Source organism: Paenibacillus catalpae, assembly GCF_900112695.1.
GTDB classification, from domain to species: Bacteria; Bacillota; Bacilli; order Paenibacillales; family Paenibacillaceae; genus Pristimantibacillus; species Pristimantibacillus catalpae.
In genome coordinates this window covers 38,478-55,767 of the sequence record NZ_FOMT01000011.1, presented here as the reverse complement: position 1 = coordinate 55,767, position 17,290 = coordinate 38,478, and the positions used below count along the sequence as shown (strand labels likewise).

At 56.2% G+C, this 17,290-nt stretch carries 10 protein-coding genes, 1 rRNA gene and 1 other RNA gene; 9 read left to right on the top strand and 3 right to left on the bottom strand.

Features of this window, described 5'->3' with window-relative positions:
* Positions 1-217: ribosomal RNA gene (locus tag BM200_RS29465) — 16S ribosomal RNA — on the bottom strand; the annotation flags it as partial.
* Positions 218-876: 659 nt separating this feature from the next.
* On the opposite strand from BM200_RS29465, the gene BM200_RS30560 reads away from it, so the two are divergent.
* The 9 genes from BM200_RS30560 to BM200_RS29420 all read left to right on the top strand — a co-directional run bounded on the left by BM200_RS30560 (position 877) and on the right by BM200_RS29420 (position 16,148).
* Positions 877-1,224 carry a transporter gene (locus tag BM200_RS30560; RefSeq protein ID WP_091191017.1) on the top strand — a complete coding sequence of 116 codons (348 nt, stop codon included), beginning with the start codon at positions 877-879 and terminating at the stop codon, positions 1,222-1,224.
* 273 nt (positions 1,225-1,497) lie between these two features.
* The gene (locus BM200_RS29455) at positions 1,498-3,327 is read left to right on the top strand and encodes a cache domain-containing sensor histidine kinase (protein WP_091191015.1); all 1,830 of its coding nucleotides are present in this window, start codon (positions 1,498-1,500) and stop codon (positions 3,325-3,327) included.
* A complete protein-coding gene (locus tag BM200_RS29450; RefSeq protein ID WP_091191011.1) occupies positions 3,320-4,858 on the top strand; it encodes a response regulator transcription factor in 1,539 nt (512 codons plus the stop codon). The genes BM200_RS29455 and BM200_RS29450 overlap by 8 nt, the downstream gene beginning before the upstream one ends.
* Before the next feature lie 150 nt (positions 4,859-5,008).
* Positions 5,009-6,520: an ABC transporter substrate-binding protein gene (locus tag BM200_RS29445; RefSeq protein ID WP_091191009.1), complete on the top strand. Its 1,512-nt coding sequence runs from the start codon at positions 5,009-5,011 to the stop codon at positions 6,518-6,520.
* Between the two features lie 212 nt (positions 6,521-6,732).
* The gene (locus BM200_RS29440; RefSeq protein ID WP_091191024.1) at positions 6,733-7,668 is read left to right on the top strand and encodes an ABC transporter permease; all 936 of its coding nucleotides are present in this window, start codon (positions 6,733-6,735) and stop codon (positions 7,666-7,668) included.
* 188 nt (positions 7,669-7,856) lie between these two features.
* A complete protein-coding gene (locus tag BM200_RS29435) occupies positions 7,857-8,771 on the top strand; it encodes a carbohydrate ABC transporter permease (RefSeq protein WP_091191007.1) in 915 nt (304 codons plus the stop codon).
* 157 nt (positions 8,772-8,928) lie between these two features.
* Positions 8,929-10,254, top strand: a complete 1,326-nt coding sequence (locus BM200_RS29430) for a glycoside hydrolase family 125 protein (protein WP_091191005.1) — start codon at positions 8,929-8,931, stop codon at positions 10,252-10,254.
* Positions 10,247-13,399 (top strand): beta-galactosidase, encoded by a 3,153-nt coding sequence (locus BM200_RS29425; RefSeq protein WP_091191003.1) that lies wholly within the window; start codon positions 10,247-10,249, stop codon positions 13,397-13,399. Before BM200_RS29430 ends, BM200_RS29425 begins: the two co-directional genes overlap by 8 nt.
* Positions 13,386-16,148, top strand: a complete 2,763-nt coding sequence (locus BM200_RS29420; protein ID WP_091191001.1) for an alpha-mannosidase — start codon at positions 13,386-13,388, stop codon at positions 16,146-16,148. The genes BM200_RS29425 and BM200_RS29420 overlap by 14 nt, the downstream gene beginning before the upstream one ends.
* Here BM200_RS29420 and BM200_RS30190 read toward each other — a convergent pair.
* Together BM200_RS30190 and ssrA are read right to left on the bottom strand one after the other, a co-directional pair.
* Positions 16,118-16,294 carry a hypothetical protein gene (locus BM200_RS30190; protein WP_175533077.1) on the bottom strand — a complete coding sequence of 59 codons (177 nt, stop codon included), beginning with the start codon at positions 16,292-16,294 and terminating at the stop codon, positions 16,118-16,120. The two genes, BM200_RS29420 and BM200_RS30190, sit on opposite strands and share 31 nt — an antisense overlap.
* Before the next feature lie 440 nt (positions 16,295-16,734).
* Positions 16,735-17,100: a transfer-messenger RNA gene (gene ssrA, locus BM200_RS29415) on the bottom strand.
* Positions 17,101-17,290 lie beyond the last annotated feature (190 nt).

The following is a 17,290-nucleotide window of genomic DNA, read 5'->3' as shown; positions in this document are numbered from 1 at the left end:
GATTGCTCCGCCTTTCCCGATTCGGCCATGCGACCAATTCGCGTATCCGGTATTAGCATTCGTTTCCGAATGTTATCCCAGTCTTATGGGCAGGTTACCCACGTGTTACTCACCCGTCCGCCGCTAACCTTGTCCCGAAGGACAAGATCCGCTCGACTTGCATGTATTAGGCACGCCGCCAGCGTTCGTCCTGAGCCAGGATCAAACTCTCCATGAAATGGTTCTGTTTGACTTGCTCAAACTTGTTTTTTCGCTTTTTCCGTTATTTCTAACGGGGCAGTTTTGCTCGTTGTTCAGTTTTCAAAGAACAATTTGTTTCAACAACGCTGCATATCTTATCACGTTATCGAATTTGGTGTCAAGCTTTATTTCTCATCCATTTCAATTTCTATCAACTGATGATATTCAGCTTTTCGTCCCAACCGTGTGTCTCTCTCGGCCGGAATTAGAATATATCATAATTCAAATGCGATTGGCAAGCATTATTTCAAAAAAACTGATATTGCTTTCGAATATGTCTAACCAAAAACCAATTCGTGTCTCTCTGAAATCAATCTTTCAATATTTGCTTCATTATAGTGTACAAATAATTAAGGTCATTTGAAGGCGGGCTCCGGCTGTGCAAAACCAAAGTCGCCTAAATTATATAACCAATTCGGGCCGGAAGATGCGTAAGGTCGAATGTAATCCTTTAAAAACAGGACGCAGCTCTTTTCCATTAAAGAACCTGCCAACCTCCATCCATCCATCCATTCGAGAGGAGAGCACGGCAACCTACATTTCGAGAAGCTAAAAAAGAATGTTGGATACGCCCATCCCCTTATCTCCGCTCTTACATACACTGTTTTAGCCCATCAAATAAGGAGTGACAAGATCATGTCATTTTTTCCACCTTTTGGACCCCCAGGATTTCCTGGACAGCCGGGACCTCCGGGGCCTCCTCCGGGACCTCCGGGACAATCGGGGCAGCCGATGGCACCCAGTTCACCTCCGCCGGGATTCATCCCTCAACAACCTTCGGTCTCGCCCTTTGCTGTTGACCCTGGAGCAATTTCCCGCTGCTTGTTTAGAAATACGTACATTTGGCTCGTGAATGGAAATCAATTCTGGTTTTTCCCGATTTTCTTAGGGCGCACATCAGTTGCGGGTTTTCAGTGGAACGGAAGGTTTTGGATGTATACGGGGCTGAGCTTACAGTCCATCCAATCCTTCACATGCGTCTAACCAAACAAGAAAAAGAGCTCCTCCCTCTAGGGATGGGGCTCTTTCTCGTGTTTGCATTTCTCTGTAATACGCTTATAAAGCAAAAATCCATTACCTCATGCGGTAGTGGCTTTACTTGGGGAGTCGAGGGGCATCAAAACCGCCTATTATTTGAAATATTATTATTGGAGTAGTCTAATCCTTGTTCATATAGACCTCCGAATAGGCGCGGCTCCGCCCTTAATGTTATAATGGCGGCAAATCCTAACTATCGACGAGAGAGGGCACGGGCGCTTGAGATTCCGGAAAATCTACCGCAACTATATACAGAACAACCTGTTCGTCAAAGTCATTCTCGTCTTTGCGGTCATCGTGCATTTGACGATCATCACGCTCTCGTACCTGCTCTTCGGTCTCATATCCGATTCCATCGTGAACAGCGAGCTGAACAACCAGAAGCAGGCGATGGAACGGGTGAACCGCTATATGGAACAGAAGTACGACTGGGTGCAGAACACGGTGCAGGACATCTACCGCAACAGCCTGCTCGCGAGCAACGCGTCCTACTTTCTCCGGCATTCCTACAGCGAATACGCGCAGTACATGCTCGACCAGAACTACGCGGGCGGTAACGAGAGCGCGGTCGATATCCTGAGCTATCTCGCGGACCGGATGGATGCCGATCCCGACATCCAGAACATGCTGCTGTACAGCACGGACATGCAGCAGTTGTATGCCTTTAATCGGAACGGTCCGCGACGGCTGTACAAGACCAATCCAACCCGCTCGTACATTCCCGAGATCATGGCAGCGGAAGGGCCCGTGGCGGCGACGCCGAACATCTGGATTCGCGGGCTTATCGGTCAATGGAACTCGCAGCTGTATTCCATGCGCGTCCAGGTAAACGATAAGAATACGCTTAAGAACATCGGACAGCTGCTCGTATATTTCGATTCCGGCATGGTAAACCGGTCGCTGGACCAGCAGCGGACCCCGCTTAAGGGCGAGATCCTGGTGCTGTCTCAGGACGGACAGGTGTTGTCCGATTCCGCGAACCGATACTACGGACAGATCTTCCCGTACATGAAGCAAATCGGCTCTCTTAAGGAATCCGAGGCGCTCGACGAGCCGTCGTACATCTCCACGCTGACGCAGAACAAAGCCGGCTATTTCGTCGTCGGCATTACGCCCAAGAGCGCGATGGCCGAGGCGTACGCGGGCCTCAAGCGGACGATCATTCTGATCAGTTCGATCTGCATCGTCGTCGCGGTGATCATTCCGTCCATCCTGATCGTCAATATTTCGCGGCGGACGAACCGGATCGTGCACTTCATGCGGAAGGTGGAGGGGGGCAACTTCACCGCCCGCCTGCAGGACGCCCGCGAGGATGAGCTCGGGCAGATCTCCCAGAGCTTCAACGAGATGCTCGACGAGCTGGGCCGGCATATAGACCGGGAATACAAGGCGGAGATACGGCATAAACAGACGGAACTTGCCGCCCTGCAGGCCAGGGTAAACCCGCATTTTCTCTACAACACGCTGGAGGTCATCCGAATGCGGGCGATGTCGCAGGGCGCGGTCGACGTGGGCGAGATGATCTACAGCCTCGCGGCGCTGTTCCGCAACTCCGTCAGCGCGAAGGCCGAGAACACCCTGGGCGAGGAGCTCGAGATGTGCAGGCTGTATTTGGAGCTGTTTCGGATCCGTTACAAAGATAAATTCGCCTACGAGGTGGAATGCGACCAAGAGCTGCTGCGGGTTCCGATTGCAAAGCTGCTGCTGCAGCCAATCGTGGAAAACTATATCGTGCACGGGATGGATTCCAGGCGCAAGAACAACCGCCTGAATATTGAAGCTGTGCAAGAGCACGGCCTGATCCGGGTCCGGATACGCGATAACGGCAAAGGCATCGAACCGGAGCAGCTCGCGTTCATCATGCGCCGGCTGAAGATGCCGGAAACCGAGGAACAGCAGTCCTTCGGACTACGCAGCGTGCACGAGCGGATCGAACTGGTGCACGGACCCGGCTATGGGTTAAACATTGAAAGCACGCCGGGGAAAGGGACATCGGTGACGGTGATCTGGCCCGCGGCCGAACAACAGGAGGAAGCTGGCGATGTATAAAGTATTGCTCGTGGACGACGAGCCGTTTATCACGGAAGGTTTGAGCGACGCCGTCGATTGGTCCGCCTTCGGCCTGGAGGTCGTCGGCAGCGCCGAAGACGGCGAGGAAGCGTTGGAGCGACTGCGCGAGCTCGGGGTTGACCTGCTCATCACCGACATCTCCATGCCGATCATGACCGGACTCGAATTGATCCGCAAGGCGCGGGAGCTGCAGCCGCAATTGAAGGCAATCATCCTTAGCGGGTACAACGAATTCGATTATCTGAAGGAAGGCATGCGCCTTGGCATCGAGAATTACCTGTTAAAACCGATTAACTTTGAGGAGCTGGAGGCGACCCTCTCAGATACGGTACGGAAGCTGGAGGCGGACAAGCCGGCGCAGGCGTTTGGGGAAGACGAGATCGGCATTCTGCGAGATAACGTCATGACCCGATGGGTAAACGGGCGGATCGCGTTGCCCGAGCTGACGGAGCGGACGGCACTCCTCGGCATCGATCTCTCGAAGCCGTATGTAGCGCTGGCGATCATCTGTTTTCGCCCGGAGCAAGGTGCCGCCGGTTACGACCCGGACGACTGCATCGCGGATCTTCTCGCCGAGGAGACGAACGGCCTGTCGCTTGTTCCCTTCCTTAACGACGAGGGCGAGCTGGTCGCCGCCTGCTGCATAAACGGGGACGAACGGAATCAAGCTAAGATGACGGAAGCCTTGGAAAGAGTGGCGGACAAATGGGAAAACAGGCAGCTTGGCCCGCGCATCGCTCTCGGCGGAATCGTGGCGACGGAAGGTGCCGCCGCAAGCTACGCAGAGGCTCGCAAAGCGCAGCAGTTTTTCCTGGTGCGTCATGATCGGCATTTGCTCGATTATGCGGACATTTCCGCTGAAACGGCGGCTCTTCCTTCAGGATTGTTCGAATGGGAGGCGTATGCCAAGCCCATCCTCGCCAAGGATAAGGACGAGCTCGCGGAGGTTATCGAACGCGATTTCGCGGCTATACGGATAGCTGAGAGCTTGGATCCCGTCCGGGCAAAAGGTGCTGCCATCGAGCTCATGATCCTGATGAAGATCGAAGTCGACAAGCTCGGACGCACGGATGCCGCGGAGGTGTTCCAAGGCGCGCTCGACCAAGCGGTGAGCGCGGCAACGCTCGAGGGCGTGGAGAAAGCCGTACGGTCGGCTGCCTTCTTCGCGGCCGATTCGTTCTCCGGGGAAGACATGAGTCCCGTCATCAGGCTGGCGCTGCGCTACATCCATGAGCACTACGCGGAGGCGCTGACGCTCAAGTTGCTCGGACTGCAGTTCCACATTCACCCCAATTACCTTGGGCAGCTTTTTCATAAGCAGACGGGTGATACGTTTACGGACTACCTGAACAAATTTCGTATCGACAAAGCGAAGGAACTGCTGGCGGACAGCCGGCTCAAGGTGAACGAGATCGCAAGACAGGTCGGGTACTGGGAGACAGGCTACTTCTACAAGCAGTTCAAGAAGCATGTCGGGATGGTGCCGGGCGATTATAAGGAGCTGCTGTGACGCCGAGGCGTCATTCGCGGTTCCTTTCTTTATTTTGTACACTTATTCTTTGTTTTCTATTATTTTTGAAAATGTTTTCATCTTCTAATATGAAGTAGCAAGAAGTCGCGACTGATGTAATGCTACACAGACAAAAGGGAGGCAACACAAATGGGAATCCGTAAAAAGGCAGCGATTGGCCTGACGTCCGCGATGGCCGTCATGCTCTTGCTGAGCGCCTGCGGAAGCAACGGCGGCAACAACGGCAACACTGCAGCAAACAACAACACGTCTTCGTCTGGCAACGCGGGCAGCAACAACGGCAAACCGGTTGAATTGAACTGGTACACAATTGGCACGCCGCAGAAAGACGTCGACAAAGTTATGGAAGCGGTTAGCGCCTACACGAAAGACAAAATCGGCGCAACAGTCAAAATGACAATGATCGACTGGGGCGATTACAACCAGAAGATGCAAGTACTGACGGCTTCGGGCGCGGACATGGACATTATGTTCACTGCGGCATGGGCGTTCGATTACGTGCAAAACGCGCGCAAAGGGGCTTTCGCTCCAATCGACGATCTGCTGGCGCAATACGGCAAAGGCATTACCGACACGCTGAACCCTGCCTTCCTGAGCGGCTCCAAAGTCGACGGCAAAAACTACGGCGTACCGGCAAATAAAGAACTTCCGACATCCGAGGTATGGCGCTTCAACAAGAACATCCTTGACGAGAACAAGCTGAGCATCACGGACGTGCGCTCCCTGGAAAGCCTGGAGCCGTTACTCCAGACGGTTAAACAAAACAATCCGGACGTGACTCCGCTGCAAGTGGACAAGACCTTCACGCCATACATTCCATACGACTACCTGATCGAGAAATTCCCGCTGGCCGTGAAACTCGACGACTCCAGCTACAAAATTGTAAACGTCTTCGAAACGCCGGAAATGAAGCAAGCGCTCGAAACGATGCACAAATACTACCAAGCCGGCTACATTCCGACGGAAGCCGCGACGCTGGAATCGTCCTCGGACGTGCAGGCGACGGGTAAATGGTTCGCCGACAAAGCGACGACGCAGCCATTCGCGGACAACGTATGGTCGACCAGTTACGGCTACCCGATCGTCTCGACGCCGATGAGCGACGAGCTGATCTACAACGCATCGGTCATGGGTTCCATGCAAGCCATCTCCGCGAACTCGAAGCATAAAGAGAAAGCGATGGAATTCCTAAACCTGCTGAACACCGATCCGGTTCTTCGCAACATGGTCGACTCCGGCATCGAAGGCACGCACTACAAGGTGACTGACGGCGATTACATGGAGAACTTGCCGGAGTCCAAGAACTACGACATGCCGACGTTTGCACTCGGCAACATTATGATCACGCACCTGAACCCGGGCGATCCTGCCGACAAATGGGAACAGTTCAAGAAATACAACGATGCCGGCAAACCTGCGGCACTACTCGGCTTCAACTTCGATCCGACGAAAGTGTCGAGCGAGATCGCAGCCGTGCAAAACGCAAAGGAATCCTTCTGGGCGCCGCTCATGACGGGTACCGTCGATCCGGACAAATACTTGCCGCAAGCGATCAAGAAGCTGAACGACGCGGGTCTCGGCAAAATTCTGACCGAAGCGCAAACGCAGCTCGACGCTTGGAAAGCTACGCAAGGCAAGTAAACCATTTATAGCACCGAAGGGCGAATGTTCGGCATTCGCCCTTTTTTTCAAAACAGAGAAACGAACAGGATGGGAATCCTGTACGTTGTTTCTCGTTCTAAGGGATGAAACTTGCGCCGCCGCCAATGGACGGCATCAGCCGTTTCATCTTGGACGAATTGCCGCAGGCCCTTGGCGCTGCGAACCGACTTCGCTTAGAAAGGGTGAACCCCATGAAGGCCTTTGGGCGTTTCTTCAAAGACATCAACCGTAATATTGCCCTGCTCCTGATGGTGCTTCCGGCTACCATTTGGTTTATTTTCTTCTCGTACCTGCCTATGCTCGGCACGGTGATTTCCTTCAAGGAATACCGCGTGCACGGCGGATTTCTCTCCAGCATCATCCACAGCCGCTGGGTCGGCTTCGATAATTTCAAGTTCCTGTTCAGCACAGAAGACGCATACGTCATCACCCGCAATACCTTGCTCTACAACATCGTATTCATCATTATTGGTCTGGTCCTGGCAGTAGCCATGGCCATCGTCCTTTCCGAAATCGCAAACAAAAGGCTGGCAAAATGGTTCCAAACAGGGATGTTTCTGCCTTACTTCCTGTCCTGGGTCATCGTCGGTTACTTCGTATATAGCTTCCTCAGCTACGACCGCGGCGTGATGAACAAGATCGTCCTGGCATTCGGCATGGATCCGCAGCAATGGTATTCGGAGCCGAAATACTGGCCGTTCATCATCGTCATCGTGTTCCTTTGGAAGTCGCTCGGCTATAACAGCGTCGTCTATCTGGCCGCCATCATGGGCATCGACAAATCGCTGTACGAAGCGGCGATGATCGACGGCGCGAACAAATGGCAGCAGATCCGCAACGTCACGCTGCCGATGCTGGCTCCGCTCATGACCATTTTGACCTTGCTGGCCATTGGCCGCATTTTCTACGCGGATTTCGGCTTGTTCTACCAAGTTACCCGCGATTCCGGAACGCTCTACAACGTCACGAACGTTATCGATACTTACGTCTACCGCGGCCTGAAGACAACCGGGGAGATCGGCATGAGCACCGCGGCCGGCCTGTATCAATCGTTCGTCGGCTTCGTGCTCGTCATCACGTCCAACTGGATCGTCCGTCGCTTCAATAAAGACAACGCGTTATTTTAAAATGATAAGAGTTTATAAGTCTTTTCCTTATAAGCATGGCTTAGAATTCTCCGGATTGAAACGCGCTCGGCCGCCTAAGGACGGCGAAGCCGTTTCACCTTGGACGATTCATTTGCGTTCCTTGTCGGCGACAGGGAAACGCGGCATTCACCCGCTTCGAGAGCAATTAGAAAGAAAGGAGCATCATCATGGCATCCCTTACGAAATCCAAGGACTTCCACCGACTGACGCCAGCCTGGAACGTCATCTTCAACCTCATTGCCGGGCTCTTCGCGCTGGCTTGCGTGTTTCCGTTTCTGCTCGTCATGGTCATCTCGTTCACGGACGAGAAGACGCTGGCGCAAGACGGGTACTCGTTATTTCCGAACAAATGGAGTACCGACGCCTACAGCTACCTGTTCAAGGCGGGCGACCAACTATTGCGCTCCTACGGCGTGACCATTCTCGTCACGGTCGTCGGCACGGCGATCAGCTTGATCTTCATCTCGCTTTTCGCGTACGCAATCTCCCGCAAAGGATTCAAATACCGTAAATTTTTCTCGTTCCTCGCTTTCTTCACGATGCTGTTCAACGGCGGGCTCGTGCCGTCCTACATCGTGACGACAAAGCTGCTCGGCCTCGGGAATTCCCTGTGGGCGCTCATTCTGCCGCTTGCTGTCAATGCCTTCTACATCATGATCATGCGTACGTTCTTCTCGACCATGATCCCGGACGCGATCATCGAATCCGGCAAGATCGACGGCGCCGGCGAATTCGGCATCTTCTTCCGGCTCATCGTCCCGCTCGCGCTGCCGGGCCTCGCGACAATCGCGCTGTTCAACGTGCTTGGCTATTGGAACGACTGGTTCAATGCCCTGCTGTACATCGAGAACCCCGACCTGGTGCCGCTGCAATCGATGCTGATGCGGATCGAAAACAGCATGCAGTTCATTCTCGCCAACAGCAATAACGCCTCCTTGGGGACGTCCGTGCTGCAATCGATGCCGCAGGATACGTCGCGGATGGCTATGGTCGTCCTTGCAACCGGGCCGATCGTGCTCGCGTATCCGTTCTTCCAGCGCTATTTTGTGCAAGGATTGACGGTTGGCGCCGTGAAAGAGTAATGCCCATTTGCATCGAAGGTTAACGAAACGAAAGCTCAACATCATCACAAACACTTCACACCGCAAGCGGCCCGCGGCGCGGACAACCGCCCACGGGCCGTTTGCGGTGTGCATAAATAACGACGCGATTACAGTAACGACAAAGGGGAAAACCACCATGGAACAATTCAGATTGCCGAAAATTGAAATGCCGCACCTGCCGCTGCCGCAATCCGTGCAAGCGGTGCTGGCGGAGGCGGAGACGCGCCTTGCGCACCGTCCAAAGCTGCTTCAGCTGTTCAAGAACTGTTTTCCAAATACGCTGGAAACGACGACCAAGCTGCTGAACGACGGCACGACGTTCGTCATTACGGGAGATATCCCCGCGATGTGGCTGCGTGATTCCGTCGAGCAGGTCATGCACTACGTACCGTTCGCCAAGGACGACGCCGACCTGCAGCGGATCATCGGCGGCCTGATCAAGCTGCATATGCGCAACATCGTCATCGACCCCTACGCAAACGCGTTCAATGAGATGGCAAACGACTGGCACTGGAACACCGACGACAAGACGGACATGTCCCCTTGGGTATGGGAGCGCAAATTCGAGCTTGACTCCATCTGCTTCTCGATGCGCCTCGCGTTCGCGTACTGGAAGGAAACCGGCCGCGCCGACATCTTTGACGCGGACTTCAAGATCGCCATGCGCGCCGCAGTTGACCTGTGGAAACGGGAGCAGCACCACTTCGAGCGTTCGCCGTACCGCTTCGAGCGGGATAACGGCATCATGACCGATTCGCTTATGAATGACGGCATCGGCATGCCGGTCAACTATACGGGCATGGTCTGGTCCGGCTTCCGGCCGAGCGACGACGCCTGCGATTTCCATTACAACATCCCAGACAACATGTTCGCGGTTGTTACCCTCCGCCAGATGCGCGAGATCGCCGAATTCGTCTTCCGCGACCTGTCGTTCGAGCAGGAAATGGCGAAGCTGGAACGCGAAATCAATCACGGCATCCAGCTGTACGGCATCTACCGGCATCCGGAATTCGGGCCGATCTACGCGTACGAGACCGACGGTTTCGGCAACTACTGCTTGATGGACGACGCAGGTACGCCGGGTTTGATCTCGATTCCATACCTCGGTTACGTGGACGGGGACGATCCGATCTACCAGAACACGCGCCGTTTCGCGCTGAGCAAGGAAAACCCGTTCTATTACGAAGGAACGGCCGCGAAAGGCATCGGCAGCCCACATACGCCGCCGGGGTATATCTGGCATATGGCCTTGTCCATGCAAGGGCTGACGGCCAAGACGGACGAGGAGAAACTCGCCATGATCGCTGTCTTGGAAGCGACGGACGCCGACACAGGCTTCATGCACGAAGGCTTCCATTCGGACGATCCAACCGTATTCACCCGCAAATGGTTCGCTTGGTCCAACAGCTTGTTCTCGCAGCTGGTCTATAAAGCGATGAAAGCAGGATTACTCGATGCTTAATAAGACGATTATTTTCTACGATGGCGCCTTTCCGGGCGCCTCTGCCATTGACGGAGCGGAATTGGAACGGCTGCGGGGCGTCGGCGAGGTGTGCGGCGCCGAAACGCTTGTGGCAAGGCTGGAAGATGCGGACGGCGGCGTATTCGTGTCGCTGCACGCGCCATATTTTCCCGCCCATGCATGGGAAGCGCTGCTCGGGTTCTTGAAACGCGGCGGCGGCTTGATCAGCTTGGGCGGCGCGCCTTTCCGCGTGCCTGTTCGCAAAGAGGCGGGCGAATGGCTCGCAGAGCCGGAGCAAACGGCGTATCACAGGCAGCTGCGCATTCACGAGATGCTGCCAGTGAAGGCGGCGCCAGTCGCGAAGCTGGCTGCTGTCGAGGAAATCCCGCTATTCAAGGGTCGTGAAGCTCTGCTCGACGTCGCGGATACGTGGAACCTCGTGCCGCATGTGACCAAATCGAGCGACCTTCCGCTGCAGATGGGCTCAGCCGGTCCGATGGACGCGCATATTTACCCCGTGCTGAAGGGTATCTCCGCCGAAGGACGGGAAGTGGCTGCACCGGCCGTGCTGTGGGAAAACACGAAAGGCGATTTCGCCGGCGGACGCTGGCTGTTCGTTAACCAGCCGCTTGGCGCGGATTTCTTCGCACGCGGAGGAGCCGAGGCACTGCAAGCGTGGGCGGCGTTCTGCGCTGCAGGCGTGACCGAGCTGTGGCTGAAGCCGGGTTATGCTTCCTATGAGCTGCATGAGCGGCCGATGCTGACGCTGCAGGCGCAGAAGCTGGGCCGCGGCACGGCAGGCAAGACGAACTGGAAGTTCGACATTAAAGTCCGCCGCGTCGAAGGCTCGGACGTGTTCACCTTCCGCCACGAGGCGGAAATCGGTCCCGGGCTCGAGCTGAAGCGCATTCCGCTGCTCAGCGACATCCACGCGGGTTATTATCTTGTGGATTGCGTCGCCAAGTCCTCGGACGGCGAGACGCGCCTGCTTCGCCAAGGCTTCTGGGGCATGGACGCCGACTTGCTGAACACCGGCGGGCTGCTGTCGCGCGGCCGGGATTACTTCGAGAAGGACGGCCGGCCGATGCCGGTTGTCGGCATGACGTACATGACCTCGGACGTCGCGCGCAAGTTTCTGTTCCTGCCGAACGTTTCAGTATGGGATCGCGATATGGCGCAGATGCGCAAAGCGGGCATTAACTGGATCCGCACGGGTATCTGGACGGCGTACCGGAACATCATGCAGGTGGACGGGCATGCCTCCGAAGAAGTGCTGCGCTCGATCGACGCGTTCTTCATGACCGCGAAGCGGCACGGCTTGCAGGTAACGTTTACCTTCTTCTCCTTTACTCCCGAGACATGGGAAGGCACGAACCCGTACCTCGATCCGCGCAGCGTGGAAGCGCAGAAACGGTTCATCCGCTCCATCGTCAGCCGTCACCGCGAGACGACGAACGTGGATTGGGACCTCATCAACGAGCCGTCGATGTTCGATCCGCCGCGGATCTTCTCCGACGGTCCGCGCTCGAGCCGCGACCGATTCGAGAAGGCGGCCTACACGGAATGGCTGGCGGAGCGCCACGGCGCAATCGAGAAGCTGCAGGGGCGCTGGGGCATGACCCCGAGCGAGCTGCCGGATTTCGCGTCGGCTGCCATACCGGAGCCGGAGGACATCAACTTCGACGTGCAGGACATGCACCAAGGCAAACGGGGTACGCGTTGGCTCGATTATGCGCTGTTCTCCATGGACATGCATAACCGCTGGGCGAAACAGCTCGTCGATGCGATCAAGGAAAGCAATCCGTCGCAGCTTGTGACGGTCGGCCAGGACGAAGCACTCGGCGCGCAGCGGCCGTCGCCGTTCTTTTACGGGGAAGCCGTCGACTACACGACCGTGCATTCCTGGTGGCTGAACGACCATCTGCTGTGGGACGGCATCTTCGCGAAGACGGCTGACAAGCCAAACGTCGTGCAGGAGACGGGTATCATGTACGTGGAAACGCCGGCCGGATTCGCGAAGCGGTCCGAGGAAGAGCTGCGAGCGATGCTGGAGCGCAAATACGCGTATGCTTTCGCGTCAGGCGGGGCTGGCGCCGTGCAGTGGATCTGGAACACCAACTTCTACATGGACAACGCGAACGAATCCCATATCGGCGCACTGCGGGCGGATGGAACCGAGAAGCCGGAAGCGGACGTCTCCTACCGGTTCGGCAGCTTCATGGAGCAGATCCGCGATCTGTTCCGGGACCGCGAGCTGGAAGATGTCGCCGCCGTGTTCCCGTACTCCAATGACTTCTCCAACCGCAAGCTGGCGTTTGACGCGACGACGCGCTTGACGCGCGTGCTCGGCTACGAGCTGAACACGCCGTTCCGCGGCGTGTCGGAATACCATCTGGACGTGCTGGAGGCGGCGCCGGCCAAGCTGATTATCGTGCCTTCCGCGCATAACTTCGCCGACGAAGCATTCACGCGGCTGCTGGACATCGTGGACCGGACGGCAGCGACGCTCTTGTTCACGGGCCCGCTCGGGCTCGACGCCTACTGGCGGGAAGCGGACCGCCTCGCGGATACGTTTGGGCCGCGGAAGCCGGCTAACGTCGTCCGGGAAGAACGGCTCGCGATCGGGGACAAGGCGTATCCGGTTTCGTACGGTCACCGTAGGATCGCCGAAGTATTCAAGGAAGCCGGCTACGGCGCATCTGCGGGAGCGGACCAAGTCATGGAGGCAGCTTACGGGCAAGGACGCCTGATCTGGTGCCCGCTGCCCGTGGAGCTGAACGAACGCGCCGAACCGGTCGCGGCGCTCTACGCGCACGCGCTGGAGGTTTCGGGCGCACGCTGCGAATTGGAATGGCTGAGGGGCGGCGACCTGGCCGGCGTATACGGCCGGAGTCTTCGTTTCAAGGACGGCGAGCTCCTCGTGTTCGTGTCCGAGTACGCGCATGACGCGCAGATCGAAGTGAAGTCCTCCGCGACTGGAACGACGTATTCATTCGTGCTGGAACGGGAGCGCGCGGTACTGTTTGCCGTCGACCAGACCGGCCGCGTGACGGCGGTCTATCGCCCAGACGAAGTGGTAGTGCTGGAGCTGCCGGCCGAAGAAGGCTTGAAATTGAAAGGAGACGATCGCCATGGCGAACGCTAATCATAGAAAAACGGCGCATATCATCTCGCACACGCATTGGGACCGCGAATGGTATCTGCCTTACGAGAAACACCACGTGCGGCTTATCTCACTCATGGATACGCTGCTGGACACGCTGGAGAACGATGCGGAATACCGCAGCTTCTATCTGGATGGACAGACAATCATTATTGAAGACTACCTGCAAGTACGCCCGGACCAACGGGAGCGCCTGGAGAAATGGATCCGCGAGGGCCGCATTCATATCGGTCCATGGTACGTGCTGCAGGATGCATTCCTGACGAGCAGCGAAGCGAACGTCCGCAATCTGCAGATCGGGCACCAAGATGCCTCGCATTACGGCACGATCGCGAAGGTCGGGTATTTCCCCGACACCTTCGGCAACATCGGCCAAGCGCCGCAGCTCATGAAGCAGGCGGGCATCGACAACGCGGTGTTCGGCCGCGGCGTCAAGCCTACGGGCTTCAATAACATGGTCTCGGACTCCGCTTATGAGTCATCCTTCTCGGAGCTCGTATGGGAAGGACCGGACGGCTCGCAGGTGCTCGGCATTCTATTCGCCAACTGGTACAGTAATGGCAATGAGGTGCCCGTAGATGAAGCGGAAGCCAAGGAGTACTGGGACCGCAAGTTGGCCGATGCCGGTAAATACGCATCGACGGGACAGCTGCTGTTTATGAACGGGTGCGATCACCAGCCGATCCAGACGGATCTGGCTGAAGCGATCCGCGTTGCGCGCAAGCTGTACCCGGATACTGACTTCGTCCATTCGAATTTCCCGGATTACCTGGCGTCGCTGAAGTCGTCGCTCGAAGACAAGCAGTTGTCGGTCGTGCGCGGCGAGCTGCGCAGCCAGCGGACGGACGGCTGGTCGACGCTCGTGAATACGGCATCCGCCCGCGTCTATCTAAAACAGATGAACCAGGTCGGCCAGACGATCCTCGAGAAGGTCGCCGAGCCGCTTGCCGCGTTTGCGCATGTGACGGGCCAGGCCAAGTACCCGCATCATCTATTGAAGTACGCTTGGAAAACGCTCATGCAGAATCATCCGCACGACAGCATCTGCGGCTGCAGCGTTGACGAGGTGCACCGCGAGATGGTCACCCGCTTCGATAAGAGCCGCCATGTGGCTGAGACGATCGTCGACGACAGCAAACACGCGGTCGCAGGTACGGTCGATACAAGCGTATTCGCGGGCTACGGCCAGGATCCGCTGCCGCTCGTCGCGTTCAATACGACGGGATGGACGCGCAGCGGCGTCTTGGAAGTCGAGCTGGACGTTGCGCGCGTGTATTTCCGCGAAGGCATCGCCCCGAATGACATGATTCGCATGATGAAGGAAATGTCCATCGAGGGCCGCACGCTCGTGGATGCGGATGGCAACGCCGTCGCGCATACGGTGGAGGATTTGGGCTTGCAATTCGGCTACGAACTGCCGGATGACAAATTCCGTCAACCGTATTGGACGCGCCGCGTGAAGCTGACGTTTGAAGCGACCGCTGTCCCGGCGCTTGGCTTGAAAACTTACGCTTGGGTGCTCGGAGCTGCAAAAGGCGCTTCGTCGCCGTCAATGGTGACCGGTCCCCGTACGCTTGCGAACGCCAACCTGAGCATCGAAATTGCCGAGGATGGAACCTTGGCGGTAACGGATATCGCCAGCGGACGCACGTACCGCGATCTGCTCATCTATGAAAATGTCGGAGATATCGGCAACGAGTACATGTTCAAGCAGCCGGACGGCGAGCCGGTTCTCACGACCAAGGGCCTAGCCGCCGAAATCCGCGTCATCGAAGACAGCGCGTACCGCGCCTCGGTCGAGATCGTGCATCATTGGTCGATCCCGGCATCCGCCGATGAGCTGTTCGAGCAGGAGAAGCAAGAAGCCGTCTATTATCCCGAGCGCAAAGCCGGCCGTTCGACAACATTCGTGCCGTTCACGATTCGCACCGTCGTCAGCTTGGAGCGCTCCGGACGCGGCGTAGGCATCCGTACGACGTTTAATAACCAAGCGAAGGACCATCGCGTGCGCGCCTTGTTCCCGACTGACCTGATCGCGTCCGTTCATCGGGCCGACGCGATCTTCGAAGTGGCGGTTAGGGGCAACGACCCGGCCGCCGAATGGGAGAATCCGAGCAACGCACAGCATCAGCAAGCCTTTGCAGATGTCAGCGACGGCACGCAAGGCCTGACAATCGCGAACTTTGGCTTAAACGAATACGAAGTACTTCGCGACGGCCGCAATACGATTGCCGTCACGCTGCTTCGCTCCGTCTCCGAGCTGGGCGACTGGGGAGTCTTCCCGACGCCGGAAGCGCAATGCCTCGGTGAGCATACGACCGAGCTGTTGATCCTTCCGCATAGCGGCGATGGCGCCGCGACAGGCGCATACGCGGGCGCGTATCAGTTCCAAGCGCCGTGGACAAGCGCGCAGACCGGCGTACACGCTGGAACGCTGTCGCCGGTGCACTCGTTCCTGGCATGGGAAGGGGAAGGCATTGCGTTCTCCTCGGCCAAGATCGCCGAAGCGACGGGCGACCTCATGCTGCGTTGGTTCAACATGCGGCCTGAAGCCGCGAAGCTGCAGGCGCAGCCGAACATCGGCACGGCCGCAGTGGCGTACGCGAGCGACGTGCTCGAACAGACAGGTGAACGCCTGCAGCCATCCGGCGAAGGCGCCGCAAACGGCTCGTTCGCGACGGAGCTCGGGCCGTGCGAGATCTATACGGTAGGCATCGCGGCAGCGAAGTAATGAGGCATGGCACTTGGGATTGGATTTAACGTAAATGTAAAAGAGGATGGATCGGCCATGGCCGATCCATCCTCTTTTTGCTTGCGGTTCGCTTGCTGAATGCTTGGCGGACCGAATCGGTCACTTGCCGTGGCAATCATCCTCAAATATACCAGTTCCCCCATGCCCGCATGTTAGTTGGAATGTATTAATAGAATATTCCTCGACCCACTCTAACCATTATAAACGCCTTCTACAACTCCGAGTAGAGCTCTAGCCGCTTATTACCCTAATCCATCATATCGCCGCTCCAGAAGGCACTACAACGCTTCTGTGCCAAATTAATTCAAATAAAAAAGGTCGACAGAAAAATTCTGACGCCCCCCGTAAGAAACCTTCTACCTCCCATTTACCTCTAAACATCATTTTCTCGACCGTATGATGATTTGTGAGCTTTGCCCGCTTTCATAATCAGTTAAAGCTTAGACTTTCTTAAACTATTATTAAAAATTCATCTTTATTTAAATAGTAACACCCAATTATTAGGAATTTCTATCTATCAAAAACAAAGCAAAAATCCACTACCTCATGCGGTAGTGGATTTACATGGTGGAGGCGAGGGGATTTGAACCCCTGTCCGAAGACAACGCCACACAGGCTTCTACGGGTGTAGTCACAGTATTGATGTCACCCGAGCGTCGTCCCGTAACCGACTACGCGTTGGGTCAGCCTGATTATCTTCTTCCGTCGACCCCAGGCGGAGACCGAAGCGGCGTATCCCACTACTTGTTAGCCCCTAGTCTAGTCACATGGGCGATGCTAGGTAGGAGCACGCTCACAGGTTATTAAGCTGCGAAAGCGTAAGTTTGTTGTTGTTTGCCATTTAATAGGCTTTAGCGTTGATGAAGCAGACGACTCCCTGCTACCCGCAACCCATGCTCGTACTATCCCCGTCGAATCCATAAACGCCCCCAATAAGGCATAAACGGTCTATTACAACCGATTAGCTTCAAGAACGCCTGGAATGAGGTTTAGCGCAACTTAAGCGCTAATCATTACAAGCAAGTACTACCTTCATTCATTTGTTGCAGCCGCGCCTCGTTTCCCTCAGCGCTACCTTAGTATAACACGACCGAGTTCTAATTGCTCAAATTGTTGCTGCC

Coding starts and splice junctions, on each gene's coding strand:
- BM200_RS30560 (WP_091191017.1), top strand. CDS start 877: ATGTCATTTTTTCCACCTTTTGGACCCCCAGGATTTCCTGGACAGCCG.
- BM200_RS29450 (WP_091191011.1), top strand. CDS start 3,320: ATGTATAAAGTATTGCTCGTGGACGACGAGCCGTTTATCACGGAAGGT.
- BM200_RS29445 (WP_091191009.1), top strand. CDS start 5,009: ATGGGAATCCGTAAAAAGGCAGCGATTGGCCTGACGTCCGCGATGGCC.
- BM200_RS29440 (WP_091191024.1), top strand. CDS start 6,733: ATGAAGGCCTTTGGGCGTTTCTTCAAAGACATCAACCGTAATATTGCC.
- BM200_RS29435 (WP_091191007.1), top strand. CDS start 7,857: ATGGCATCCCTTACGAAATCCAAGGACTTCCACCGACTGACGCCAGCC.
- BM200_RS29430 (WP_091191005.1), top strand. CDS start 8,929: ATGGAACAATTCAGATTGCCGAAAATTGAAATGCCGCACCTGCCGCTG.
- BM200_RS29425 (WP_091191003.1), top strand. CDS start 10,247: ATGCTTAATAAGACGATTATTTTCTACGATGGCGCCTTTCCGGGCGCC.
- BM200_RS29420 (WP_091191001.1), top strand. CDS start 13,386: ATGGCGAACGCTAATCATAGAAAAACGGCGCATATCATCTCGCACACG.